General features: G+C 44.6%; 24 protein-coding genes. 6 read left to right on the forward strand and 18 right to left on the reverse strand.

The genetic code is table 11. The annotated features are described in order from the left end of the window. The first annotated feature begins 173 nt into the window (after nucleotides 1–173). The 3 genes from BK126_RS02040 to BK126_RS02050 all read left to right on the forward strand — a co-directional run bounded on the left by BK126_RS02040 (nucleotide 174) and on the right by BK126_RS02050 (nucleotide 2,294). Nucleotides 174–1,157 (forward strand): YpdA family putative bacillithiol disulfide reductase, encoded by a 984-nt coding sequence (locus tag BK126_RS02040; protein ID WP_076312506.1) that lies wholly within the window; start codon nucleotides 174–176, stop codon nucleotides 1,155–1,157. A gap of 21 nt (nucleotides 1,158–1,178) precedes the next feature. Further along, the gene (locus BK126_RS02045; protein ID WP_076311061.1) at nucleotides 1,179–1,622 is read left to right on the forward strand and encodes a DUF441 domain-containing protein; all 444 of its coding nucleotides are present in this window, start codon (nucleotides 1,179–1,181) and stop codon (nucleotides 1,620–1,622) included. A 153-nt stretch (nucleotides 1,623–1,775) separates the two neighbouring features. Continuing rightward, nucleotides 1,776–2,294 (forward strand): ADP-heptose synthase, encoded by a 519-nt coding sequence (locus tag BK126_RS02050; RefSeq protein ID WP_076311062.1) that lies wholly within the window; start codon nucleotides 1,776–1,778, stop codon nucleotides 2,292–2,294. A 112-nt stretch (nucleotides 2,295–2,406) separates the two neighbouring features. On the opposite strand, the gene BK126_RS02055 is transcribed toward BK126_RS02050, so the two are convergent. Together BK126_RS02055 and BK126_RS02060 are read right to left on the reverse strand one after the other, a co-directional pair. Continuing rightward, nucleotides 2,407–2,919: an NUDIX domain-containing protein gene (locus BK126_RS02055; RefSeq protein ID WP_083655684.1), complete on the reverse strand. Its 513-nt coding sequence runs from the start codon at nucleotides 2,917–2,919 to the stop codon at nucleotides 2,407–2,409. 3 nt (nucleotides 2,920–2,922) lie between these two features. Then, nucleotides 2,923–3,216 carry a HesB/YadR/YfhF family protein gene (locus BK126_RS02060; RefSeq protein ID WP_047909628.1) on the reverse strand — a complete coding sequence of 98 codons (294 nt, stop codon included), beginning with the start codon at nucleotides 3,214–3,216 and terminating at the stop codon, nucleotides 2,923–2,925. 495 nt (nucleotides 3,217–3,711) lie between these two features. Here BK126_RS02060 and BK126_RS02065 point away from each other — a divergent pair, with 495 nt between their 5' ends. Both BK126_RS02065 and BK126_RS02070 read left to right on the forward strand, forming a co-directional pair. Beyond that, nucleotides 3,712–5,457 carry an ABC transporter ATP-binding protein gene (locus BK126_RS02065; protein ID WP_076311063.1) on the forward strand — a complete coding sequence of 582 codons (1,746 nt, stop codon included), beginning with the start codon at nucleotides 3,712–3,714 and terminating at the stop codon, nucleotides 5,455–5,457. 17 nt (nucleotides 5,458–5,474) lie between these two features. Beyond that, nucleotides 5,475–7,541 (forward strand): ABC transporter ATP-binding protein, encoded by a 2,067-nt coding sequence (locus tag BK126_RS02070; protein ID WP_076311064.1) that lies wholly within the window; start codon nucleotides 5,475–5,477, stop codon nucleotides 7,539–7,541. A 77-nt stretch (nucleotides 7,542–7,618) separates the two neighbouring features. On the opposite strand, the gene BK126_RS02075 is transcribed toward BK126_RS02070, so the two are convergent. From BK126_RS02075 to BK126_RS02125, 12 genes are all read right to left on the reverse strand, one after another. Continuing rightward, nucleotides 7,619–8,143, reverse strand: a complete 525-nt coding sequence (locus BK126_RS02075; protein ID WP_179085500.1) for a YdcF family protein — start codon at nucleotides 8,141–8,143, stop codon at nucleotides 7,619–7,621. 70 nt (nucleotides 8,144–8,213) lie between these two features. Beyond that, nucleotides 8,214–8,714, reverse strand: a complete 501-nt coding sequence (locus tag BK126_RS02080; RefSeq protein ID WP_076311065.1) for a hypothetical protein — start codon at nucleotides 8,712–8,714, stop codon at nucleotides 8,214–8,216. 82 nt (nucleotides 8,715–8,796) lie between these two features. Further along, a complete protein-coding gene (locus BK126_RS02085) occupies nucleotides 8,797–10,554 on the reverse strand; it encodes a cache domain-containing sensor histidine kinase (RefSeq protein ID WP_076311066.1) in 1,758 nt (585 codons plus the stop codon). A gap of 22 nt (nucleotides 10,555–10,576) precedes the next feature. After that, nucleotides 10,577–11,740 carry a response regulator transcription factor gene (locus tag BK126_RS29695; RefSeq protein WP_076311067.1) on the reverse strand — a complete coding sequence of 388 codons (1,164 nt, stop codon included), beginning with the start codon at nucleotides 11,738–11,740 and terminating at the stop codon, nucleotides 10,577–10,579. Nucleotides 11,741–11,859: 119 nt separating this feature from the next. Next, entirely contained in the window at nucleotides 11,860–13,533 is a 1,674-nt protein-coding gene (locus tag BK126_RS02095) for an extracellular solute-binding protein (RefSeq protein WP_076311068.1), read from the reverse strand. Between the two features lie 68 nt (nucleotides 13,534–13,601). Continuing rightward, entirely contained in the window at nucleotides 13,602–14,498 is an 897-nt protein-coding gene (locus BK126_RS02100) for a carbohydrate ABC transporter permease (RefSeq protein WP_076311069.1), read from the reverse strand. Nucleotides 14,499–14,535: 37 nt separating this feature from the next. After that, nucleotides 14,536–15,399 (reverse strand): ABC transporter permease, encoded by an 864-nt coding sequence (locus tag BK126_RS02105; protein WP_445321900.1) that lies wholly within the window; start codon nucleotides 15,397–15,399, stop codon nucleotides 14,536–14,538. A gap of 426 nt (nucleotides 15,400–15,825) precedes the next feature. Continuing rightward, nucleotides 15,826–16,026, reverse strand: coding sequence for an ATP-binding cassette domain-containing protein (locus BK126_RS30315; RefSeq protein WP_445321895.1), 201 nt, complete (start codon nucleotides 16,024–16,026; stop codon nucleotides 15,826–15,828). 16 nt (nucleotides 16,027–16,042) lie between these two features. Further along, nucleotides 16,043–17,755 carry an arginine--tRNA ligase gene (gene argS / locus BK126_RS02110; protein ID WP_076311071.1) on the reverse strand — a complete coding sequence of 571 codons (1,713 nt, stop codon included), beginning with the start codon at nucleotides 17,753–17,755 and terminating at the stop codon, nucleotides 16,043–16,045. A 97-nt stretch (nucleotides 17,756–17,852) separates the two neighbouring features. Continuing rightward, a complete protein-coding gene (locus BK126_RS02115) occupies nucleotides 17,853–18,053 on the reverse strand; it encodes a hypothetical protein (protein ID WP_076311072.1) in 201 nt (66 codons plus the stop codon). 91 nt (nucleotides 18,054–18,144) lie between these two features. Beyond that, entirely contained in the window at nucleotides 18,145–18,492 is a 348-nt protein-coding gene (locus tag BK126_RS02120) for a four-helix bundle copper-binding protein (RefSeq protein ID WP_371264508.1), read from the reverse strand. A gap of 96 nt (nucleotides 18,493–18,588) precedes the next feature. Next, a complete protein-coding gene (locus BK126_RS02125) occupies nucleotides 18,589–19,584 on the reverse strand; it encodes a CobW family GTP-binding protein (protein WP_076311073.1) in 996 nt (331 codons plus the stop codon). Between the two features lie 107 nt (nucleotides 19,585–19,691). Here BK126_RS02125 and BK126_RS02130 point away from each other — a divergent pair, with 107 nt between their 5' ends. Further along, nucleotides 19,692–20,207: a MogA/MoaB family molybdenum cofactor biosynthesis protein gene (locus BK126_RS02130; protein ID WP_076311074.1), complete on the forward strand. Its 516-nt coding sequence runs from the start codon at nucleotides 19,692–19,694 to the stop codon at nucleotides 20,205–20,207. A gap of 140 nt (nucleotides 20,208–20,347) precedes the next feature. Here BK126_RS02130 and BK126_RS02135 read toward each other — a convergent pair whose 3' ends face one another. The 4 genes from BK126_RS02135 to BK126_RS02150 form a co-directional block, all read right to left on the reverse strand. Continuing rightward, complete coding sequence (locus tag BK126_RS02135; protein ID WP_076311075.1) at nucleotides 20,348–21,370, reverse strand: acrylyl-CoA reductase family protein; 1,023 nt, start codon at nucleotides 21,368–21,370, stop codon at nucleotides 20,348–20,350. A gap of 145 nt (nucleotides 21,371–21,515) precedes the next feature. Then, a complete protein-coding gene (locus BK126_RS02140; RefSeq protein WP_076311076.1) occupies nucleotides 21,516–22,961 on the reverse strand; it encodes a nicotinate phosphoribosyltransferase in 1,446 nt (481 codons plus the stop codon). Between the two features lie 51 nt (nucleotides 22,962–23,012). Beyond that, the gene (locus BK126_RS02145; RefSeq protein WP_076311077.1) at nucleotides 23,013–23,576 is read right to left on the reverse strand and encodes a cysteine hydrolase family protein; all 564 of its coding nucleotides are present in this window, start codon (nucleotides 23,574–23,576) and stop codon (nucleotides 23,013–23,015) included. Nucleotides 23,577–23,596: 20 nt separating this feature from the next. Next, nucleotides 23,597–24,397 carry an NUDIX hydrolase gene (locus BK126_RS02150; RefSeq protein WP_076311078.1) on the reverse strand — a complete coding sequence of 267 codons (801 nt, stop codon included), beginning with the start codon at nucleotides 24,395–24,397 and terminating at the stop codon, nucleotides 23,597–23,599. Nucleotides 24,398–24,478: the final 81 nt, after the last annotated feature.

Consider the following 24,478-nt stretch of genomic DNA (forward strand, 5'->3'; position numbering starts at 1 on the left):
GATGATTATAACATTTGATATTTATCTAATTAGATAATATTCTTCTACTTCTCGATTGTCAACTTGAACAAAGAGTGGTTTCGAATTACTGGTATTCAACAGCAGAATACGGTACGATAATAAATACTTGAAAAACATGATTGGAGCAGAAAAGGGAGATGAAATGTAGCATGATGAAAGACGTCATTATCATCGGAGGAGGACCCTGCGGTTTATCTGCAGCCATTGAGTGCGGTAAACAGGGACTATCCTCTGTAATTATAGAAAAATACAATGTGGTGCAGTCGATCTACTTGTATCCAACGAATATGCAGTTCTTCAGTACGGCTGCACTGCTTGAAATCGGAGATATTCCGTTCAGTACACCAAATGACAAGCCTTATCGTTATGAAGCTCTAGCTTATTACCGCAAAGTAGCTGCACACTATAATTTGGAGATTTCACTGTATGAAGAAGCTTATGAGATCCGTCCTCTGGAAGAAGAAGGGTTCCGTGTAAGTTCCAAAAACAGAACTGGCGAGACGGTCTATTACGAAGGAAAAAATGTGGTTGTCGCCACGGGATACTTCGACCACCCTAATTATCTCGGCATACCTGGAGAACAATTAGACAAAGTCACTCATTATTTTCGGGAGGCCCATCCTTATACCAAGACAAAGGTCACCATTATTGGAGGAAGTAATTCTGCCGTAGATGCGGCGATGGAGCTGGCTCGAGTAGATGCCGAGATCGATATGGTATACCGTGGACATAGCATTTCAGAACACATCAAGCCGTGGGTTCGTCCGTTATTTGAAGGTTTGGTCTCCAAAGGCAGAATTAAATTGCATCTCGGATCAAGGGTAACCGAGATTCTTGAAGATCGTGTCATTGTCACTCCGAATGAAGGGGTGGATTTTGAGCTGCCTAACGATTTCGTATTAGCGATGACAGGGTTCAGACCGGATCGAAAGCTCCTCACCTCAGTAGGTGTATCCATGTCCGATGATCTGGATAAACCACTGTATAATTCGGAAACAATGGAAAGTAGTGTTCCTGGAATTTATGTAGCAGGGGTCATTGCTTCTGGCCGGAATGCGAATGAAGTGTTTATTGAATCAGGCAGATGGCATGGAAGATTAATCGCCGAGCATATCAAAGACAAAATGGGATCTTAACGGTGTAGGGAGATGAACAAAATGGATATGACGTCCCTGTTATTACTCGGATTTGCGGCTCTTGGCATCATTAGTAATAATACGCCAATTACGATTGCCGTTGTCGTACTGCTGCTCATCCGGATTACGGGAGCTCAGCAGGCTTTTCCATGGCTTGAGAAATACGGGTTGACCGTCGGAATTATTATTTTGACAATTGGAGTCATGACTCCACTGGCTAGTGGTAAGATTAGCATCGATACCCTATTATCCTCATTCATGCATTGGAAATCGCTTGCCGCCATCGCTGTCGGAATGCTTGTTGCCTATCTTGGAGGACGAGGTGCATTCTTGATGAGTGGTCAACCCACCGTCGTGGCCGGATTGCTGATTGGAACCGTTCTCGGTGTAGCCTTGTTTAAAGGTGTTCCCGTTGGCCCCTTGATTGCAGCGGGTATTCTCTCTCTACTCATAGGTAAGTCATAACCAAGCAAGGGCCATCCTGCTTCTCGATGAAGTTGACCGCCCTTGCTTATTTTTCGTGAACTAATATAGCTGTTTATGGACCCCATTAAACTGTGATATACTCTTATCAATTGTCAAAAAGCAAAATACATAGTTGCAGCAGGAGGATAAGCTATGCCAAGACAACTGGTTACTGAAGCCGTGATGGTCGCAATTTATGGTCAGTTGCTGGCGCCTTCAGCGCCTGTAGAATACCTCATCCCTTATACCACGGTCTTGGAATTGTATGAATTGCAATCCAGCACAGAGCCTTTAATGGAGTCTCCCCAAGAAGATCAGCATGTGAAACAGAAAATCGGAGAACTTATTTCTTACTTTGAGGAACCTTTTAATAGAAAAAAAATAAGCAAGGCACTTCAAGTACCCTGGGCAAAAAGCGCTTCAATCCCGTTAGATGATCATGTGTCGATCATTATTGTCGGAGCTATGGACACTGCTCAGTACGGAGAGTTTTTTGACCCGATTGAAACAGAGCTGCTACTCACCGCCCAACGGTTTCAACAGCCACTCCTCACAGATCAGGTTGAATGGATTGGCCGTATCATTGAAGCTGGAGTACCTGTACAAGTATATGATATCGAGGACTTTGAATTCGCCTTGGAAAACAATGATTTTACAACAGGCCCGGCTTAGTAAGTGGAACTTCGCAACTAAATTAGAGCCGCTAAATGCGGCTCTTTTCTATGCTAGCTTATCCTTATTACATTTTCACAAAAAAACAGCCCCTCCTAGGAGAAGCTGTTCTTTAGTTCAATTCAGTTAAATCTAAATAATCGGACAGTACACGAGCGGTAACTGGAGAAAGCTTAGGAATTTCATTTAATGCAAAAAAACGCATGGGTCCTTCTTGCATTGAACTATAGTTTAGTTCCGAATACAGAACTCCCTGGGCTCTGAAGACTCCAATCACATAGTACTCCTCGTCCCCGGAAGGATAATCACGCTTGAATTCGGGTCCAGAGAGGAGCCTTTCGAATTTCATTTCTTCCGCAGTAAGCCCCGTCTCCTCCCATAGCTCACGATATGCTGTATCCTCCAGCATTTCACCTGGCTTCATTACACCTAAGGGCATATACCATAGACCATCATCTGCGCGCTCTTGGAGCAAAATATGGCCTTGATCATTTACTACGGCTATTGCCGCCTTCACCGTAATCATGGATTTGCTTGCAACATATTGGGCCATATCTTTTTTGGCAGAAGTCACCTCATCGTCCCCTCCCTCATAGGCATAATCGCTGTAAACCATCCAATTCATGCGTTATTCAGTTTCGTAACGGTATATAATATCGTCTTCTGCTTCAATATATCCCACATCCAGACGATGTCCTTTCAAATACCAATGATCGTGCTCTTCCATAAAGAATAAAATACCGGACACCTCTGTGCTCTCCACCGGATACTCTGGCTGTTCGACTGAAATACCGAGTGAGAAGCCCGGATGAAGCCCGCCGCCCGAACTATAACGGGCATAGAAGCGAATGGCTTCGCCATCTTTGACACCCAGCTCTTTTTTGTACCAATTTGCGGCTGATTCCGTCACATGAATGCTCATTTAAAAGGTCAACTCCTCATCGTTTTGTGTCTATATTATCATATCGTTCCTGGGCTTAGATTACAAATGACAGATCTGCATCAATGGGCTGTCAAACTTTATTTGAAACGTCCAAATTGTGAAAAAAGTTTGACAGATATTTAGTCCAGTGGTAATATCCTCTCATACGATTCCTAACGAATTAATTTCCAAATGAAAGGGTGACTCTTATGATTATTCTGAATGATTACGCACTACAGCTCAGACAACTTCATATAGAGCAGCCTGGTAACTGGAAGCTAATTCATACGTTTTAAGATGTTTATTTGAATGCACTTCTACATGAATTCACCCGCAGTTCTGCTCACGCACGTGACTTTGCTGCGTATGAACCTGATAAATAATAAGGCATACCGTTTGCGAAAGCGGTGTGCCTTTTTTGTCGCTTCAATCGGTATTTTCACTGCTAGAAGAAGAGTCGTGTCACATTTTCAGATAGGAAAGGAAGGGATTTACTTGTTTGCTGTATTAAAAAATTTAGGCTGGTATTTCAAGCAAGAACGAAGGCGATACGCAGTCGGTATGCTTCTGCTTATTCTCGTTGGTGTCTTAGAACTCGTTCCTCCAAGAGTACTCGGCATCGCCGTCGATGACATCGTTACCGGCTCGATTACTTGGTCTTCTCTCCTCACTTATATTTTCTTTATTCTCGGCATGCTGTTGATTATCTACCTCATTACATATGTATGGATGCATAAGTTGTTTGGCGGGGCCAATCTTGTGGAGAAGCTTCTGCGTTCAAAATATATGGGGCACCTGCTTCGAATGACGCCGCCATTCTTCGAGAGGAACCGTACGGGCGACTTGATGGCGAAGGCGACGAATGATCTTCGTTCTGTTGCCATGACTGCAGGCTTCGGAATGCTGACACTTACAGACTCTACTGCATATCTCGCTACAGTATTGTTAGCAATGGGATTCCTAGTAAGCTGGAAACTGACCTTAGCCGCAGTTCTTCCACTGCCTTTTATAGCGATTGCCATGATGATCTACGGTAAGAAAGTGCACGAACGATACACGCTCGCACAGGATGCATTCGGAGATATGAATGACCAGGTTCTTGAATCCGTAGCTGGTGTTCGTGTCATTCGCGCCTATGTGCAGGAACGTCATGATGAAAAACGTTTTAACGATATTACCGATGACGTATACCGCAAGAATCTCGCGGTCGCTAAGCTCGATGCTTTCTTTGAGCCGACCATTCGCTTGTTTGTTGGACTCAGTTATATTATCGGTCTTGGATATGGTACTTATCTTGTATTCCAGAATGAGATTACGCTGGGAGATCTCGTATCCTTCAATATGTATTTAGGGATGATGATCTGGCCAATGTTTGCTATTGGTGAACTCATTAATATTATGCAGCGAGGCAACGCCTCTCTTGACCGGGTAAACGAGACACTGTATGTCAAACCTGACGTCGAGGATGCAGAACAGCCCGTTCACGTAAATAAGCCTGATATTATTGAAATGAAACAGCTAACTTTCCGCTACCCTACTTCAACGGTAGACAATCTGACCAATATCAATATTAAGATTAAACAAGGGCAGACCCTCGGCGTTGTCGGACGTACAGGAAGCGGCAAATCGACCCTGCTAAAACAGCTTCTGCATGAGTATCCTTCGGGATCAGGGGAGCTGCTCATCGGCGGGGCATCGATTGATGACATCACCAAAGATCAGCTGCACAGCTGGATCGGCTACGTACCTCAAGAACAAATTCTGTTCTCCAAAACGGTAAGAGAAAACATCCAATTTGGAAGACCGGGAGCAGCGGATAATGTCATTATGGAGGCCATTCGAACAGCTGCATTTGATGGTGATCTTGGCACATTATCGGATGGGCTAGATACCTTAGTCGGTGAAAAAGGCATCGCCCTATCCGGCGGACAGAAGCAGCGTGTGTCTCTGGCAAGAGCATTTATCTCCGACCCGGATATTCTTATTCTCGATGATGCCTTGTCTGCGGTCGATGCCAGAACAGAAGCCCGGATAATTGAGAATATCCGTAACAAACGTGATAGCAAAACGACACTTATCTCGACCCATCGCCTATCAGCGGTAGAGCATGCAGACTATATCGTCGTGCTGGACCAAGGTATCATTACTGAACAAGGCACGCATGATGAGTTAATCCAGCAGAATGGCTGGTACCGCGAACAATATGAACGACAGCAAGTCGAATCTAATCTAGAAGGCTAAGGAGGTGTACCGATCCTATGAAAAAAAGCACCGCTAAACGATTATATGAATATGCACTAAAATCAAAAGGGACATTTATTGCGGCTCTAATCATGCTCGCTATTGGTGTCGCAGCTGATCTGGCCGGCCCATTCATTGCCAAAAACATGATTGACAATCACGTTCTTGCCATTGAAAAGCCTTATTATGAAGCTGCACCCGGAGACGAGTCTGTCTTGTATAATGATCAATATTATAAACGCGGTGATCGATTCGAAGAGGGTGAGGCTCGCGGGGACGAAATTCGTGTGCTCCAGAGCGGACGCACCTTCTACCTGATCGATGAGCCTGTCACTATTGAAGGGGGAGATCGTTCATACTCCAACGGTGAGATGACCATCACAAGAGGTGAAGAAACAGCAACATATCAAGCCACCCCGCTTAGTGCCAGTGAGCTGTTCGCTTTTTACAAACCCGAGCTGCCTGGAATTTACAAGCTGATTGGACTGTACTTTGTATTCCTGATCGTTGCCATCGTCATGGAATTTGGGAAGACCTACTGGCTCCAATCCTCAGCGAACAAGGTCATACAAGGCCTGCGCAGAGATGTATATGCTCATATCCAAAGGCTACCGGTTCATTTTTTTGATAATCTGCCGGCAGGCAAGGTCGTTTCTCGAATTACGAACGATACAGAAGCAGTCAAAGACTTATTTGTCGCTGTTCTCTCCAACTTCTTCTCAGGCATAATTAACATGATTGGAGTGTACATTGCCCTCTTTATTCTGGATGTAAGGCTCGGACTGATTTCGTTGTTTGTCGTTCCGCTCCTTATTGCCTGGATTGTGCTGTACCGGAGATTCGCGACTAAATACAATACGGTGATCCGCTCCCGCTTAAGTGAGATCAATGCGATGATCAACGAATCCATCCAAGGCATGTCCATTATCCGAGTGTTCCGGCGCCAGAAGAAAACATATGAGGAGTTTGAAGCATTGAACGAAGATTATATGAAGCATCAGAACAAAATGCTGAATCTGAACGCCTTCACCTCCCATAACCTGGTTAACGTTCTTCGTAATTTGGCCTTTGCTATCATTCTGCTCTATTTCGGTGCAGGCTCCATTGACGGCACAAGCATAATTTCACTGGGTGTCTTATATGCCTTTGTTGATGTTCTCGGACGTCTCTTCCAGCCGATTACAGGCATGGTCAATCAACTCGCAAGCCTCGATTCCTCCATGGTATCCGCAGGCCGTGTGTTTGAACTTATGGATGAAAAAGGCGAGAATGTCACCGACGGTTCGATGCCGAGGTATCTTGGAAATGTAGAATTCAAGGACGTATCCTTTGCTTACAAGCGAGACTACGTACTTAAAAATATTTCCTTCGAAGCAAAGCAAGGCCAAACCGTTGCCCTGGTCGGTCACACAGGGTCTGGCAAGAGCTCAATCATTAACCTGCTGTTCCGGTTCTATGATCCGCAGAAAGGCACAATCACCATTGACGGCAAGAATGTGCAAGAGCTTCCTAAACAATGGCTGCGTGAGCATATGGGAATTGTACTTCAGGACCCTTATCTATTTACAGGAACCATTGCCTCCAACGTCAGTCTTGGGGATAAGAAAATAGCAAGAGAAACCGTCGTCAAAGCCCTCCGAGATGTAGGCGCAGAGCAGCTGCTCGCTCACTTGCCACAAGGGTTTGATGAACCGGTTGTTGAGAAGGGAAGCACCCTGTCTGCAGGGCAGCGTCAGTTGATCTCTTTTGCCAGAGCACTTGCCTATGATCCGGCGATCCTGATTCTCGATGAAGCGACAGCAAATATTGATACTGAAACCGAAGCCATCATTCAAGAGGCACTTGAAGTATTGAAAAAAGGCAGAACAACCTTCATCATTGCGCACCGTCTATCGACGATCCGCAATGCAGATCAGATTCTGGTTCTGCATAAAGGAGAAATTGTGGAAAGCGGCTCTCATGACGAGCTCATGGAGAAGGGCGGCCGATATTATCAAATGTATCAGCTGCAGCATGGGACTGGAGCATCTGAAACTACAGCTGCGAATACACACAGTATTGCAGGCGTATTGGGTAATGCTTAAGAGGCCGATGATTTCGATTCAGAAAAATCGTAAATAACACAACTTAAATAACTCTCTTGCGAAATATCGCAAGAGAGTTATTTTATCCACTGAATGACCCGGTATCCCATAAGCAAGAACGTTTCTCTCATTAAGAAAGGAACCTTTGTACGAAGACTCTGATATCTTGAATTCGGCGTTGGAGAGGATTTCACATCCATCCCAAGGTGCTCAGCAATGACCACGGCACGCTTCATATGCAGTGGATCACTTACCAGCGTGTAGGTACTTATGAGCTGAGCATCACCCAGCTTTTTTGCTTGAATCAAGTTTGTTTCTGTAATGCGTGAAACATCCTCTATGTAGATATCCTCTGGTACTACTCCATGTTGAATCGCATATCTTCGACCTACCTCAGATTCCGCATGGATATCCCTCTCGCTCCGTCCACCTGTAAATATGATCTTATCCGCATCACCGGTTTGATACAAATGAATAGCATGATCAATTCGCGATTGAAAGACAGGTGAAGGTGATAGGCCATAAACCGCTGCACCGAGTACAACTGCTGTATCTCCGTGACGCCGATGGTCCTTATGACTGTAAGAGACAATCTCCCACATCGTCATGCATATCCAGACAAATAACATTCCTATGAATAGGACACAAGCATATCGTATGGTTCTCCATTGTTTACTCCTGTGCGCTCGATTCTTCGTCGCTCGGATCTTGATCGATCTCCTCTTCTTCAAGCTCAAGGGAATTTAACAATTCCCTCGTGTAATATAACAGCTTCTGCTCTAGATTCTGAGCCTGATCCTTGAATTCAATCAGTTCGTCAATCATTTGGCTGCGACCTTCACTGCTGAAAGTCTCCAGAATGCGTTCCTTGAAATAATCATGCACAATGTAATTTCGTTTCTTCCAAATATTGTTAAGAAGGGCGCTTTCCTCTTCTGTAAAAGCGAAATTGTGCTGTATTTCATTAACCAGTTGTCCGAGAGAGTTCCCTAATTTCTTATAGTATAACGAAGTTAACTCTTCCTCGGGGCTGACCTTACCTTGCGTGAGCTTCATAAGCACCAGCAAATTGACGAGTTGTTGTTCTAAAGCCTGTGAGTAATATACCGCCAAACCGTAATAAGAGAACAATTCTTTAGAATGCTCACTATCCAGCAGCCGATGCTCCTGCATACCTTGTCTCTCCTTTTTGCTTTCTTACATTTATGTTACTCGGAAAGCTGTGGAAAGATCAACCAAAATCTATCATACTTGGTCAAATCACGTTCTTTTCTTGGATTGGAATGGTAATTGATATGTTGGTTCCTATCCCGGGCCGGCTGTATATGGATACGCCATACTCATCTCCAAAGGACAACTGGATTCGTCTATGCACATTAAGAATGCCATAGCCCTTCTGTCGATCATCCCGCGATTGCAGCAGCTGAGAAGCGTATGTCTGTGTCATGCCGACGCCGTCATCAATAATCTGAAGCAAAATATGCTCATCCTTCCGTTCACCAACGACTCGAATGTAGATTCGATCGCCAACCCATGCATGCTCCAGTGCATTTTCAATAAATGGCTGAATAATCAGTTTAATGGTATTAAACTTTAAAATTTGTGGATCAATGCAATAGTCCACCTCGAGTCGATCTCCATACTTTACTTTTTGAATATCCAGGTATGCCTTCACCTGATCAAGCTCATCATGAATCGAGATGATCGTTCTTCCATCATTTAAGGTCAATCTGTAGAATTTCGCCAGATTCATAATCATTTGATGCTGCTGCTCTACACGGCCAAACTTTGCTAAACGGCTAATCGACGAAAGTGTATTATATAAAAAATGAGGATTGATCTGAGCCTGTAACGATTCCAATTCTGCTTGCTTTTTCTTCAGATTGGTCTCGTATACTTCTTCAATTAAACGTTCGGTCTGCTCCCCCATTCGATTCAGTGCATCTGCAATAATGGCAAATTCATCGTTGCCCTTGTATGCGATTCTCTTGTGAAAATCACCTTGCTGGAACATCGTAAGTACAGATATCACTTTTGCGAACCTTCTGGAGAAAAAGCGGGAAATATATCCAGCTACCACACTGATAAGAACAACAAATAACAAGCTGATGAACAAAGTCATTTGATTGACCTTTTGCACACCGATCTCAAGCAAATCCTGCGGAACATAAGCATTAATCGTCCAGCCCAGCTCCGGCAGCTGTTCCGTAATAAGCAGGTGACCCGATCTGCTCTCAATGGGCTGTCTGCTGTGCTTCTCGGTTTGCATCTCCCCAGAGGAATACATCGTGCTGCCTCCTTGGTCAACCACTTCGAGCAGACTTCCCGGTCCAATTTTTTGGTAGTCAAGACTTGCAAACAGCTCGGAGAGATACACACTGCCGCGTACAAAACCAATCTCCTTCAGATCAAGAGGGTTCATTGTGTTCACAAGCCGCCGAAGAAGTGAGATTCTTCCGAATTTAGCATCATCGTCTACCTGTGTCCAAGTCTGCGTCTTACCATATTGTTCCTTCGGAAAATCCCTATACCAATCTTCATTCTGTATGCGGCTGATGTGATATACATCAAAATACTGCTGTTTAACCCGCAGCAAATCTATATTACCAGAGTCATAATAAATTTCTGGGAGATTATCATCTTTTAAATATATAGACAACCATAATTTCTGATTGGTGGATTCGACCGCTTGTCTGAACTTGGGCAGAAGAATCGTGGATGTCGTCTCGTAGCTGATCCACCCTTCTTCATAACGCATTAAATTGAGGGCAAGTGTTTCATCATAATAGAGCATATCTGCGATTCTTTCTGTATCATCCAGCTTATACCTTACATTATCCCTCATCTGGGATAACGTTCCTTGCAGGTTGTTTCTCGTTTGAGTCAGCATGGATTCAACTAAGATTGCATTTGCAGTGAAGCCGAGGATGGCCACAGGTAGGATAATAAGAATTAAATAAGAAATGAGAAGCTTCCAACCAAATGGAAGAAATTTCGGCTTAGGATTGTACATGATTACAAAACCCCATTCTTTATTATGCTTTTCTTCGATACTCTACTGGGGTCATTCCATAGGTTTCTTTGAACTGCTTGCTGAAATAAGGCATATACCTGTAGCCTACGCGATCTGCTACTTCATAGACCTTGATCTTTGGATCTTTGAGGAGATGACATGCTTTTTCCATCCTTAAATGGACAATGTATTCGTTATAGCTTTTTCCGGTCTCTTCCTTAAATATGGCTCCCAGGTAGTTAGGGGAGAAGCTTAGCTCATCTGCAACCTCACGCAGGGTGACATTTAAATGAAGATGAGCTTCCACATATTCTATAATTTGACCGACGATCTTCGTGTGCTTTTTTTGCTTCAGTCTCGGATGATTGCTGATATCAAACAGATCCATAAGATGCTTCGACAGCCAGCTTACTAATTCAGCTAGTGAACCTTTGCTCTTAATCGCCTCCACATCATGCTCTCCAAACGGAATAAAGCCTTCCGGATAACCAAGCCTCGTCCTCACGTAGTGATCGATTTTAATGAGTAAGGAAATCACTATAAAATGAAGCTGTGACAGCAGGTTAAGTCTGTGTACAGGCTCCATAAGTTCGGTAATTTGCGCTTGAACCATATCTTTATCTTGAGCAAGAAGATAGGTAACCAGCAGGTCAAGAGGCTTATCAAAAAACAGCTCCTCGCTGTCCAAGTTAATATGGGATAAGGCAGGATGCTGCTCCGTTACGTTGATGCGTCCGCCCATGATACGATATTCAATCGTTTGTATCACAGCCTCACTGAACTTGTGATCGAGTTCGGTCCGGAGAAGCTGTTCATCCAGTTCACTCGTAATTTGCTTAAGCACGGATATGAGCTCCGTATCATCCATGGGTTTCAGGACATAACTGTATGCATGAAGTGTTAACGCTTCCTTCACATAGCGAAAATCTTGATAGCCGCTGACAAAAATAAGCTTCAAATTTTTATTCACCTTTAGCGCCGTTCGTGCAAGCTCAATTCCTGACATGCCCGGCATATGTACGTCGGTTACCAAAATGTCGATTGCCTGATTCTTGATGATTTCGAGGGCATCGAAACCATTATTCACGGCATCAACAATCCGAATCCCCAAATCATCCCATGGGATAAACCTTACCATCCCCTCAAGATCTAAAATTTCATCGTCAGCTATCAGCACTTGATACATATGACCACTCCCTGACTAAGAAAATAGAGAAAAATGATAAACGTGAGCACCGCTCACTTCAAGGAACGGTGCACGTTTATCATTATTATACTAGGATGAGCCTGCTTATCGTGAAGAAATTATTGACCACTGATTTGTGCTTTATTTTCTTGCCATTTTTGTGTCTTGAAGGCCAGCAATTTATCATAACCAACGGCCATTGCATCTTCCTGAGCCTTATCCAGAATACTTAGCACTTCCTCATCATTTTGTGCGTACAAGGCTTTGGCTCTGGCTTCATTGAAGATTTCATTTACTTGCTGCTGGATAATTCCTTCCTCGGATTCTGGAAGCGGAGCTAAGTTAATGAATTCAGTCGCATTGTATTGTGTCTTCCAGGTAATCTCAGATTGGTATCTAGTTTCCCAGTTCTGATCTTCGGGTGCAAGAGTTTGCTCAAACTTCATTTTGGAGTTATCGACGAAGACTGTATTTCCGTTCCACTGAAGGTTAACCGTTGCATCCATCATCTTCGAACGACCTTCGACATCCGTTACGAATGCATCTGTAAACAGAGGAGATCCTTCTTCATCAGTACCATCCCAATAGATCCCTTCTGGTCCCCACATAATAACCCGTTGACCTTCAGGACCTGTATACCAATCCAGGAAGGCAAAGATTTTCTCTGGATCTTCCGCGCCTTTAGTAATTACACTAACGTTCCAGCCAAGGCTGTTATACGTACCCGTCCAAATTTTGTTTTTATCAAGCCCTTCTTTGTGCACCGGCCAGATCATGAAGTAGCCATCATTCGGATCCTTCTTCTTCAGCTCCGTGTCACCTACCGAACCGTATTCCGTAGGACTTGCCCCTGCGGCAACAGCTACACGTCCTGTATATACTTTTTCCTTAACCTGATCTTTGGTTTGAGTAAGGGCATCCTGTGCCATCAATTTCTCGCGGAAGAGCTTGCTCGCGTATTGAGTTGCTTCTCTGAATACAGGATCCGTGAAGATCGATGTCAATTGATCCCCATTGGGAACCGCTCTATTGCTTACAAATGCGGGTGGGTGATCCTCACCGAATGCACCGTAGAGGACATCCAGACCTTGGCCATCGACTGCAAGATCCGGCTCAAAAGGAATCACATTCGGGTATTTCTCTTTCACTTGTACTAGGTAGTTGTACAGATCGTCTGTTGTCTCGAGCTTAGGCTCACCCAGCTCTGTGTAAATCTTCTTATTAACAATGTAGCCTGCATTACCGTTAGGCTGTGAAGTATACCAGTTCGGGAACTGATACAGCTTGCCGTCGCTTGAACGAAGCATATTAAGTGTTTCTTCGCCTGCCCATTCTTTCAAATTAGGGTATTTGTCAAGATATTCATCAAACGGAACGAGTGCTCCAGCTGCCCGAAGACGCTCTACATCCGCGCCGCGATCGGTCCAAATGACATCTGGAAGTTCAGACGAAGCAATCATCGTATTCAGTTTCTGAGCCGCATTTCCGCCAGAATTAATGGCGGTAATATCCACTTTTTTGTTTTCTTTAATCCATTTGCTGGCCTCGTCTCCGCCCCACTGAGGCATCGTATACCAGTCATAATTACCATAGAAGGAGAAATTCAGCGGTTCTGCACCAAGCTCAAAATTGGTGGAAGCAGTCTCCTCCTTCGTTGTTTCAGGTGCTGGTTCGGCTTCCGGTGTATCCGTCGTCCCCCCGCTTCCTCCACCTGAACAGCCCGCAAGCCCGATGACCGAGGCCAGAAGCAAAGTCAGTGCACTACTCGTTCGATTCTTTTTACTTTTCCACATCTTCCATAACCCTCCCTTGTTTATACGGCGAATCAATCTATGGTCCAAAGTCTAGTGACTTTAAACACCTACTCTTTAAGTGAACCGACCAATACACCTTTAACAAAATACTTTTGTACAAAAGGATAAACCATAATAATCGGCAGGGTAGCGACCATCATTGTGGCCATCGATAAAGATTTTGATGTTACTTCTCTCATTTGTGACATTCTCGATTGAGCTGCCGAGTCCAGCTGTGACATCTGTTCTGTCATAATGTTCGAATTTAATATTTGCTGAAGCATCGATTGAATGGGCAGTAAATTCTCATTATTGATGTAGATGCTCGGCAGGAACCATTCGTTCCAGTGTCCAATTGCGGTAAAGAGCGACAAAGTAGCGATCACAGGCCCCGATAGAGGAAGGACGATCTGAAAGAACGTTCGAAACTGACCGCAGCCATCAATTTGAGCAGATTCCATCAACCCATCCGGAAGTCCTTTGAAAAAGGTACGAAAAATAATCATGTTCCAAACACTGATCAATGATGGGATGATAAACACCCAGAAATTATCCATAAGTCCAAGTGAACGTACAACCATAAAGGTTGGAATTAGGCCGCCGCTGAAATACATGGTGACAATGAAGAAGACCATATAAAATTTCCTGCCAATCAGCTCACTCTTCGACATTGCAAATGCCAGCAAGGCAGTTAGTAAGACCGACAATACTGTCCCAATTACTGTTCTCATGATGGATATGTAGAAGCCATTTAAGATACGGCTGTCCTGAAATACAATGGCGTAATTCTCAAGTGTCCATACCCGCGGCCAGAAAGTCACACCGCCTAGAGCTGTATCCAGTCCCTGATTAAAGGAAATGACAAGCGCATTCCAGAATGGATAAAAGGTGGTGAACCCCAGGAGGATCAGAAACGTGTATATAAAGAGCATCAACATTCGATCTCCAAAGCTCCTATACTTCATCTAAATACCTCCTTATTGCGGTAACTGTGCTTGATATCTACCATAGACTATTCCCCGACTTTCTAGCTACATAGTTAGCAAGTGTCAATAGCAAGACGCTGACAACTGCTTTGAACAGACCTGCTGCTGTAGCGTAGGAGAACCGCTGATTCTCAATCCCTGTCCTGTATACATAGGTATCCAGCACGTCGGATACATCGCGTAGTACCGGATTACCACCGAGCAGTAATATGTCTTCGAATCCTGCATTCAGCAAATTGCCGATCGCCAGAATAAAGAAGATGATGACTACAGGCATGATGGATGGAATCGTAATATATCGGATCTGCTTCAATCTGCTTGCTCCGTCCATTTGTGCGGCCTCGTACAGGTTGGGATTAATTCCGGCAATCGCTGCCAAATATACGATCGAGTTAAACCCGATCTCCTTCCACACATTGACGCTGACAAGAATTCCCCAGAAATATTCAGCGATCCCCAGGAAGCCGATCGGCTCATCAATCAAGCGAAGCTTCTGAAGCAGAATGTTCAAGCTACCGTTATCTGTGGACAAGATCGACATCGCAAATCCAGCAACGATAACCCAGGACAAGAAATGAGGCAGGTAACTAACCGTTTGGATGACTCGTTTAAAGGCCATCTTCCGCACTTCATTCAGCATCAGGGCTAGAATGATCGGTGCAGGAAAACCGATAAACAGCTTAAGCGCACTAATAATAAGCGTGTTTCTCATAATCGTCCAGAAATCAGGTGAAGAAAAAAACATTTCGAAATGCTTGAGGCCAACCCATGGACTCGCCCAGAACCCGTCAAAAATGCTATAGTCCTGAAAAGCCATTAGTACTCCGTACATCGGAATATAGCTAAATATGAATACGAGAATGAGCGCAGGGATGACCATAATCTGTAACTCCCATTGCTTCTTCAATCGAACAGCAAGACCTCTGGATCTTTTGTGCTGTGCCAGTTTTGTATTCGTAGAGATCTCTGACATTGCTCCCCCTCCTCTTGTTATCCATTGTAAAATCTGGAGGATGCAGATTCTATATCTGTAATTAACGAAAAATTATAAAAATCAATGATAGTGTAAGAAATAATAACACATTTCTGTCTTAAAATAATAAAAAAAGATCTATACTGCCGATATTCTTCGACAAATATAGATCTGCGTCATAATGTAAGCGTTACAACATAACATCCTTTCTTTTCACAGAAACATAAACATAACATGATAACAAAATGATAACGTATACAATCACATGCAATGTAGAAGCTGACATGGTAACAACATCATTTGGATTTAGCATCGCTTTAATAAATGGTAGAGCTAGGTTAAAAAGTACAAATGAGGCAGGAGTCGATCTATAGCATAGCCTGTTCGAACTTCCACTATATTACCAGTAGCGCTCCATGCGGTAATTTTTCCGCTCGATGGAAAAAGCAGCGCTGCTAATATTTTAGCAGCGCTGCTTTTACCCGATCCATTATGATCCGTGAGGACAATACATTCAGCAGCACCTAAATACATATGAGCAATCTAGTTATTACATCCGTTCCGGTGTCTGCACGCCTAGCAGACCAAGTATGCCTTTAATTCGTTGTCCAACAATCTCGCTGAGCTTTAGCTTGTAAGTCTGTTCATTCTTAGGGCTCCCCAGAATTTTTTCTTGATGATAGAACCGATTATACAGCTGTGCTAGATCAATGACGTATCTTGCCAGCACAGAAGGCTCCTTTAAACGAACCCCTCTTTCGAGCTGTTCAGGGTAACGGGATAAATGCTTCATGACTGCCCAGGCTGCATCACTAATCTGTACCTGGTCTAGGTGTTCGTCAGCTGCAGATTTCGAAGTTTCCTCTATTTCCTCATCCGTGTTGGTATTTGCTTTGGACAGCAGGCTTTGAATTCTGGCGTGAGTGTACTGAACGTAAGGTCCCGTCTCTCCTTCAAAGCTGAGCGCTTCCTCTAGTGAGAAATCCACTTCGTTTAATCGGTGATTCTTCAAATCACCAAAAACGATCGCTCCAAGTCCGACCTGCTCAGCTACCTCAGCAGCGTTCTGGAGGTTTGGATTTTTTTCGTTGATAATTTGGGCTGCCCGCTCTACGGCTTCATCCAGCACTTCCTCAAGAAATACAACCTTGCCGCGTCTTGTAGACATTTTTCGTCCCTCAAACTTCATCAGACCGAAGGGGACATGGATGAAATGCTCGGACCACTTCTCTCCCATCTTCGCGAGTACAGCAAACACCTGCTGAAAATGAAGCTTCTGCTCGGCACCCACGACATAGAGCACTTCATCTGCCTTCATGACCTCATGACGATAGTATGCGGTGGTTAGATCCCGAGTTGGATAGATGGTTGTTCCATCCTTCTTAATAATTAAACAAGGCGGCATCCCTTCCTCATCCAATCTGACGACCATGGCTTCGTCACTTTCCGTAAGCAGACCGGACTGTTTTAGCTTGGTCACTGTATTGTCCGTTAGATCAATATAATAGCTCTCTCCGAGCACATGATCGAATTTAACGCCCAGACGGTCGTACATCCGGTTAAATTCCTGCATGCTGATATCGACAAAATACTTCCACAAGGATACAGCTTCCTCATCCCCTTGCTCAAGCTTCTTGAACCATTCTCTAGCTTCCGTTCCCAGACTTGGGTCGTTCTCTTCTTCATCGTGGAATTTCACATACAATCGCAGCGATTCCTTTATCGGCTCTTTCGCGAGTCGTGCATCTTCACCCCATCTTTTGTAAGCCGCGATCTGTTTGCCAAACTGAGTCCCCCAGTCCCCCAGGTGATTCACACTTTCTACTGTATAGCCTGCCTCTTCATACATTCGATACAGCGCTGCCCCAATGACTGTGGAACGCAGATGACCGATACCAAAGGGCTTCGCAATATTAGGAGATGACATGTCAATCACCATTTTTTTGCCTGCACCGACCTGTAATTTACCAAACTGCGGATCAGCAAGCCTTGTAAGCATAGCCGAAGCCATATTTGTGCGTTCAAAATAAAAATTGATGTACGGGCCTGCAGCCTCAGCCCGAAGCTCGGGACTTGTCAGGCTGGCAGCCAGTTCTGCTGAAATAACAGCCGGAGCCTTTCTCATTGTCTTAGCAAGCGTAAAGCAAGGAAAAGCCAAATCCCCCATCTCTGGACGCGGTGGTACCTCCACCATCGCTTTAATCTCCACTCTCGGTAAGTCCAACATCGGTTCTAACAAATCGACAACCTTATTTATCAGCATATACATACACTCCTATTCCAATATATACAAAAAAGCTCCCGCCTCTGTATATTACAGAGACGAGAGCTATGGATTAACATATTCCCGCGGTACCACTCTATGTGAATACGAACGGCTTACCCGCAGTGCTTCCCGCAGCTGGCAACCTGTTCGATTCCTCTCTAAGCGGATAACGCCCGCTGATGACGAGTACACCTACTGATGTTTCAATGTACCTTCTCACGGGTGCGCTTCCTGTCAGATCCTTCATACCGGCTTGCACTATCCCGGCTCGCTGAAACATGAGGTGTTCTGTCATTACTCTCCCGATCATTGAATTTATAATTTTGTAACATTATATCTTGATTATCCATCCATTTGCAACACTAATTCATTCGGGAGTATTGTAATTATACAGCAAGACCAGCTGGGCTACATACTTCTGCACATTTGCGGCAGCTGTCCACACAGGCTTTGCAGTGCAGATGCTCATGCTTCTCACACTCCGCTACACATGCTCTGCAGGCCTTAACGACAAGAGCCAGAATCTCGTCCTTGTAATCTGTACCCCGGCTGAGCGCAGAAGCCGCAAAGCTGCAAATTTCGGCAGCTTCTCTGTTCAGCCTGATACTTTCTTTTAACATGCCTAGATCATATTCCTTCAAACTTGAGACATAACATTTATTACATGCATTCATCGCTTCCAAACAAGCTGCAATCTGTGTCTGTGTCTCCATCTCTATGTTTGTCATTGCCATTGTTACATCCCTCCGCGTAATCTCATTATTCATTCTATTACCCGTAAGATCGGTATGATAATCAATATGCAATAACTTTCCTCTGAATTCGACTTTTTATGATTTAATCTTCGAACTTTCTTCTTCAAGCCGATGCAGCAGCTGGATCAGCTCTGTCTTGGAAAAATGCTCACCTATAAATACTCCCACATCCTTCAGCTCTTCCCCTGAGCCCAGCTTGGTAAAATCCGGCTCACGATAAGCATACTGAAACAAGAAGCGGCTTCCTGTATCGGAAAAATGAACAATTCCTTTGGCTCTGTAAATATCACGCGGCAGCTCCCTCAACCATTGCTCAAACAATACGCTATTAATCTTGCTGTTAAAGTAATGCGTATAGACCATTACATGATTATGAGAGTGATGAAGCTGATGTTTCTCCTGTGCTCGGGAGTCTGAAGCTGATCCTTCGCTATTCACCAAATAAATGGCGTCCTCTGTTAAGAGTGCCGGATCAATATTGCAATGCTCTGTAAAATGTATAGCTGCATGCTCATTCCAATCCTTAACCAGGCTGAGTAATTCTGGCCGATCCTTTTCTTCAATCCGATCTGTTTTATTGAGAAGAAGGATGGAGGCAGCGCGGATCTGCTCTTGCATAAGCCGGAATGTTTTGCCTTTCTGCAGGCGATACGTTTCTAGCAAATGAATGCTGTCAACCACGGAGATGAGACCTTTCACCTCCAGCGTTATGTAGAGGGATGTATCAGCGATTCCGTCCAAAATCTCAATAGGATTCGCTGCGCCCGTTGCTTCAATCACAATGACATCAGGTGATGTATTCTGTACGAGCTGGACAAGCTCTATACCTAGATTATCTCGGACAGAGCAGCAGATGCAGCCGCCGAGCAGCTCAGCCATGGGGACACGTTGATCAATGAGCTTGCCGTCCAGATTGACCTCGCCCAGCTCGTTCATGACAACAGCGGGAGTGAGGTTTTGGCTTTTCCAATATTCAAGCAGTTTCACAAGCAGTGTTGTTTTGCCGCTTCCTAAAAATCCAGACAGGATATATACGGGAATGGGAGCTGAAGATGTCTGTTTTGGTTTCATAATATCATGATCCTTTCTGAATATATGTTGATCTTGAATCCGATGATTGCTTACTTCTCTTATATCGTCTATTGTTATGAATAGATTATACTGGAGGGCTGATAGAAATGAATTCTGTCCAAGAGCACCGTAACGAGGCACCTGAAACAGTCCAGTGCATGGTAATCACAGTATCGGATACCCGCACGAAGGATACGGATAAGGGCGGTCAGCTTATGCAGGAGCTGCTGCGAGATGCCGGATACACTGTCGTCGATTATATCATTATCCCTGACGATACATCCACTATTCAATCCGTAATCCACCAATCGGTGATTCGAGATGATATTGAAGCCATTCTACTAACTGGCGGCACAGGGATCTCACCTAGAGACAATACATATGAAGCTGTACATTCTTTGCTTGACAAAGAGCTTCCTGGCTTTGGTGAAATCTTCAGATACCTCAGCTTTGCAGAGGATATTGGAACTGCCGCTATACTAAGCCGCGCTGTGGCTGGTGTCATTGGCTCCAAAGCGATATTTTCAATGCCAGGTTCAACTGGAGCAGTTAAGCTGGCCATTACACGAATTATCGCACCTGAGCTGGGACATGTCATGCGCGAAATCTACAAGACCAAGTAGTAGTATGCGGCATAATTGAAACCAATCTGGCTTCAAATAGAATGGTGAATATGATAACTACAAGAGATACAAAGAAACCAGGATCGCTGATCATATACAATGAGCGACCCTGGTTTTTATCATTCTAGACAATAACCAGTCTATTCAACTGAATTCAGTCTGACAACTGATCTGCCTACAGCTCTGCCTTCGAGAATCCGTGACAAAGTTTGTGGCAGCTCTTCAAGGCAAATTTCGTTTACGCCTTGGACAAGTGCAGTCTCCGGCTTCCATTCCTTACCCAGCAGTCTCCACAGCTTCAGTCTTCTATCCCGAGGACAGTATACGGAATCAATTCCAACCAGTGATACACCTCTCAAGATAAACGGAAATACCGTTGATTCAAACGTGTTCCCTCCGGTCATGCCTGATATGGCCACAGCGCCTCCATATTTAACTGATGCGAGTACAGCATTCAGAGCAGATCCGCCAACCGGATCAATGACGCCGGCGAATCGCTCAGCTGACAATGGGCCTTTACTTTTTTGATAAGCTTCCTCTCTTGTAATCACTTCAGTTGCACCTAGTTGTTTAAGGAGCTGTTCTTCAGCATCTTTCTTCCCTGTACTTGCGATAACATCAAGTCCGAGCTGGGCCAAGATGGAGATCGCCATCGATCCTACTCCACCGCTTGCACCCGCGACGAGAATAGGACCCATTTCTCTTGTGACACCCGCTTGAAGCAGAGCCTCTACAGACATGGCCGCTGTAAATCCAGCAGTTCCTATAGACATGGCTTCCTTCGTTGTCAGCCCTTCCGGAAGCGGAATTAACCAGTCTGCCGGCAGCTTCGCATAAGGACTATACCCACCGTCCTGCAGAACCCCCAGTCCATACCCAGTCGCTAATACTTTGTCTCCCTGCTTGAAGCGATCATCAGCAGAAGAAACAACAGTACCTGCAAGATCAATGCCTGGTATGATTGGATAAGATCTCACCACTTTTCCATTTTCTGTACTTGCCAAACCATCTTTATAGTTCACACTGGAATACTCCACCTGTATCGTTACTGCTTCATCCGGCAGCTCCGCAAGAGTGCGCTCCTCGATTCCAACTCTGAAGCCTTCTTCGTCTTTACGCACCACATAAGCTTTAAACCGAGTTTCGTTATCTATGCTGTTCATTGCCAGGTCCCCTTCCTAAATTGTCCTCAAATAAAAATAAATCAATTTAATCTACTATCCTATTTCAACGAAACGAATCAAAACACCTTCCCATACCCTAATATAATCTAGGCTGAGAAGGTGTTCTATTACAATAGCTATAGCATTACGACTGAATATATTCCGCCAGCATTTTTTGCTTCAAATTCCACGCTGCAGGGCTGATATGAACCCGATAAATTTCAGGGTTTAGTTTTCTTAAATATTCCGGCCAGAACATTTCCTTCTGCTCCTGATGATAAGCTCTGATCTCCTCTAAGGTTGGGAGCTCGTAGACTCTCCGCCCATTTACGAATATCGGTTCAAGCATATTAACCGCATTATACCTTTTCAGCTTTTTCTTCATGTACGGATGAACCGGATTAAACAGCTCCAGCGCTTGCTGGTCTTTCGGCTGATCATCATCAGGATAGGAAATATAATCTGCGATCGCTTTGTTCGTCTCCGGATCAATTAAACGGTATACCTCTTTCTTCCCTGGTGTTGTCACCTTTTCGGGATTGGCCGAGATTTTAATGGTTGGCTCCATCTTTCCGTTCATTTCGCGCTCGACAAGCTTGTACACCCCACCTAGGGAAGGCTGATCAGCAGCGGTAATTAATTGGGTTCCCACACCCCACGTATCAATTTTGGCACCCTGTGCCTTCAAGTTGAAGATCGTATGCTCATCCAGGTCATTGGAAGCGACGATTCTAACGTAAGGCAGACCTGCATCGTCCAGCATCTTGCGTGCCTGAATGGACAGATAAGCAAGATCTCCGCTGTCGAGTCGGATTGCATTCATCTTCTTACCCTGGGCTTCCAGCATCTTGGCCGTAGCTATGGCATGCGGAACACCGCTCCCCAAGGTATCGAATGTATCGACCAGCAGTGTGACCTGATCGGGCATTACTTTGGCATAAGCGTCAAAAGCCTCCTGCTCTGTCTCAAAGCTCTGAACCCAGGAGTGGGCATGTGTGCCTGCCGTCGGAATGCCGAACTGCTCCCCTGCCAGCATATTAGAAGTCGCATCAAACCCAGCAACATAGGCAGCACGTGCTCCCCATATTGCTGCATCGGCCTCCTGAGCTCGCCTAGTCCCAAATTCAAGCAGAGCGTCATTTCCTGATACTTGCTTGATTCTCGATGCTTTGGTTGCAATCAGGGTCTGATAGTTCATAAAGTTCAGAATGGCGGTCTCTACCAGCTGTGTTTCCATAATGTTTCCTTCAACCCGAATCAGCGGCTCATCCGGAAATACCATGGCTCCTTCTCTCATCGAATGGATCGTTCCCTGGAATGAAAATTGAAGCAGCTCCTCCAAGAAAGCAGGGTCATAATTCTCTTCCTGGCTGGACAAATATTTAATATCCTCCATCGTAAACCGAAGATTGCTAATATAACGTACAATTCGCTCCAGGCCGGCAAACACAGCATACCCGTTCTTAAACGGGAGCTTGCGAAAATAGGCTTCAAATACCGCTTTGCGCTTGTGTGTGCCATTTACCCAATGAGCATACATCATATTAATTTGATATTTGTCCGTATGTAAAGCCAGGCTAATCGTTTGCATCTAACTCATCCTCTCAAGGCCGATAAAAAAAGCCAAAACAAATTCATATGGTTAGAGGTTTGTATCCTCTTTAATGTTAAACCTTATTACATCAGCCCCGAGGCTGCCTTTGAAATGACCAAGTGCCCAAACATGTCCCGCCTCATTAAAGCTAGCAACTGCATCCTCGTACACCGTAATCGAGAAGTCTTTGTTGTAGGCGTCTACCGCTGTATGAAGCACACAAATATCGGTGCACACCCCAATGAAGTGAACCTCTGTTATACCACGCTCACGCAGCTTCAGCTCAAGATCGGTACCAGCAAATGCACTGTATCTGGTCTTGTCCATCCAATAGATCGAGCTCTTGTTCGCTTCATACAGCGCCGCAAGCTCTCCATAGAGCTGTCTCCCTTCCGTGTCCCGTAGGTTATGAGGAGGAAACAGCTTCGTCTCCGGATGGTAAGGATCCTTCTCTTCATGCAGATCAACTGCCATTACAACCAGCTCTCGATTATCTATAAATTGTTTCGTTATTTGTACCACAGCTTGTTCAATCGCAATCCCAGGCTCGCCAACAGGAAGTTTACCGTCCACAAAATCATTCGTATAATCAATAACAACCAGAGCTCTCACATTCTTCACTCCTTAGATAATCAAGTATAAATAGATAATCTCGGCACAAGCTCTGTGAAGCGATACAGCTGTGCTGGCCGCTGAGAATATTGATTAGAACTGACTGGGTTTCCTTCTTCATCCTTCACATCTTCAATTATCCCCTGACGGCTTCGAGTTGATGTAATTTTTCGAATAAAATTAGGCTCCTCAAAATCGGGTACTACGCTTTGAATAACCTGATATAGCTCACTTAAGGTGAAATGCTGAGGCAGGAACTGTCTGGCGATCGTGGTTTGCAGCATTTGCTGCTGAATTCTTTTGTAAGCATCTTCAATAATCGTTCTATGATCAAATCCGAGCTCCAATTCATTTAATGCTTCCTGAATGGTAAATAATCCGACATCCTCAGCATCATCTGCGGCTTGCCTATGCTCCAGCATCCATTCTTCAACAAGCGCAAAAAAAGCATGGGAGATGATCCACCCACGCGGATCCCGGCCCGGCTGGCTGTATACACCTAAATATTCGAGGTGACCGCCATCAACCCCGGTTTCTTCCATCAGCTCTCGCTTAGCTGCGTCATAAATCGATTCGTTCTCCTGGCAAAAACCACCCGGCAAAGCCCACTTACCTGCAAAAGGCCAAGATTTACGCTTAATCAGCATCACTTTTAGTTCACGGATGGGTAATGTCTTGGTTACTGTCTTGCGTTCTCGCTTCGTAAGGGTAAACATGACAATATCTGCCGGTACACCATCCGGCGTACGGTATTTCTTCTTCTGACCAACGGGTACGGATCGATCTTCTTCATGTTCTTTCTCGTATAGTTCTTCATTCATGGATTATCACCGCTATGATTTCATTTTGATATTTTCATTATGACATCATGATACTGTTTGTCAACCTTACCCAGGAGTTAT

It is taken from the genome of Paenibacillus sp. FSL H7-0326 (assembly GCF_001955535.1).
GTDB lineage: Bacteria > Bacillota > Bacilli > Paenibacillales > Paenibacillaceae > Paenibacillus > Paenibacillus shunpengii.

Coding starts and splice junctions, on each gene's coding strand:
- BK126_RS02140 (WP_076311076.1), bottom strand. CDS start 22,961: ATGCAAACGATTAGCCTGGCTTTACATACGGACAAATATCAAATTAAT.
- BK126_RS02045 (WP_076311061.1), top strand. CDS start 1,179: ATGGATATGACGTCCCTGTTATTACTCGGATTTGCGGCTCTTGGCATC.
- BK126_RS02125 (WP_076311073.1), bottom strand. CDS start 19,584: ATGAAACCAAAACAGACATCTTCAGCTCCCATTCCCGTATATATCCTG.
- BK126_RS02085 (WP_076311066.1), bottom strand. CDS start 10,554: ATGTACAATCCTAAGCCGAAATTTCTTCCATTTGGTTGGAAGCTTCTC.
- BK126_RS02080 (WP_076311065.1), bottom strand. CDS start 8,714: ATGCAGGAGCATCGGCTGCTGGATAGTGAGCATTCTAAAGAATTGTTC.
- BK126_RS02115 (WP_076311072.1), bottom strand. CDS start 18,053: ATGACAGAACACCTCATGTTTCAGCGAGCCGGGATAGTGCAAGCCGGT.
- BK126_RS02075 (WP_179085500.1), bottom strand. CDS start 8,143: ATGTGGGAGATTGTCTCTTACAGTCATAAGGACCATCGGCGTCACGGA.
- BK126_RS02150 (WP_076311078.1), bottom strand. CDS start 24,397: ATGAATGAAGAACTATACGAGAAAGAACATGAAGAAGATCGATCCGTA.
- BK126_RS02055 (WP_083655684.1), bottom strand. CDS start 2,919: ATGAATTGGATGGTTTACAGCGATTATGCCTATGAGGGAGGGGACGAT.
- BK126_RS02095 (WP_076311068.1), bottom strand. CDS start 13,533: ATGTGGAAAAGTAAAAAGAATCGAACGAGTAGTGCACTGACTTTGCTT.
- BK126_RS02060 (WP_047909628.1), bottom strand. CDS start 3,216: ATGAGCATTCATGTGACGGAATCAGCCGCAAATTGGTACAAAAAAGAG.
- BK126_RS02130 (WP_076311074.1), top strand. CDS start 19,692: ATGAATTCTGTCCAAGAGCACCGTAACGAGGCACCTGAAACAGTCCAG.
- BK126_RS29695 (WP_076311067.1), bottom strand. CDS start 11,740: ATGTATCAAGTGCTGATAGCTGACGATGAAATTTTAGATCTTGAGGGG.
- BK126_RS30315 (WP_445321895.1), bottom strand. CDS start 16,026: ATGTATTTAGGTGCTGCTGAATGTATTGTCCTCACGGATCATAATGGA.
- BK126_RS02105 (WP_445321900.1), bottom strand. CDS start 15,399: ATGGTCATCCCTGCGCTCATTCTCGTATTCATATTTAGCTATATTCCG.
- argS (WP_076311071.1), bottom strand. CDS start 17,755: ATGCTGATAAATAAGGTTGTCGATTTGTTAGAACCGATGTTGGACTTA.
- BK126_RS02135 (WP_076311075.1), bottom strand. CDS start 21,370: ATGAACAGCATAGATAACGAAACTCGGTTTAAAGCTTATGTGGTGCGT.
- BK126_RS02050 (WP_076311062.1), top strand. CDS start 1,776: ATGCCAAGACAACTGGTTACTGAAGCCGTGATGGTCGCAATTTATGGT.
- BK126_RS02120 (WP_371264508.1), bottom strand. CDS start 18,492: ATGGCAATGACAAACATAGAGATGGAGACACAGACACAGATTGCAGCT.
- BK126_RS02100 (WP_076311069.1), bottom strand. CDS start 14,498: ATGAAGTATAGGAGCTTTGGAGATCGAATGTTGATGCTCTTTATATAC.
- BK126_RS02040 (WP_076312506.1), top strand. CDS start 174: ATGAAAGACGTCATTATCATCGGAGGAGGACCCTGCGGTTTATCTGCA.
- BK126_RS02070 (WP_076311064.1), top strand. CDS start 5,475: ATGAAAAAAAGCACCGCTAAACGATTATATGAATATGCACTAAAATCA.